This window comes from Stenotrophomonas sp. GbtcB23 (assembly GCF_019091045.1).
Taxonomy (GTDB): domain Bacteria; phylum Pseudomonadota; class Gammaproteobacteria; order Xanthomonadales; family Xanthomonadaceae; genus Stenotrophomonas; species Stenotrophomonas rhizophila_A.
Genome location: NZ_JAGXKC010000752.1, coordinates 1 through 231 on the forward strand (window position 1 = coordinate 1; position 231 = coordinate 231).

1 pseudogene is annotated in these 231 nt (G+C 64.9%); it reads right to left on the minus strand.

The annotated features are described in order from the left end of the window. Positions 1-231 (minus strand): annotated as a pseudogene (locus KVS69_RS20810) (urocanate hydratase); the annotation flags it as partial.

A 231-nucleotide genomic window follows, 5' to 3' on the forward strand; every position in this document is an offset into this window, starting at 1 on the left:
GAGAACCCCATGCCGACACCGCCGCCATGATGCAGCGAAACCCAGGTGGCGCCTGAGGCAGTGTTGAGCAGAGCGTTCAAGAGGGGCCAGTCGGAGACGGCGTCCGAGCCATCCTTCATCGCTTCCGTCTCGCGGTTCGGCGAGGCGACGGAGCCGGAATCGAGGTGGCCGCGGCCAATTACAACGGGCGCCTTCAGTTCGCCGTTCCTGGCCATCTCGTTGATGGCCAAG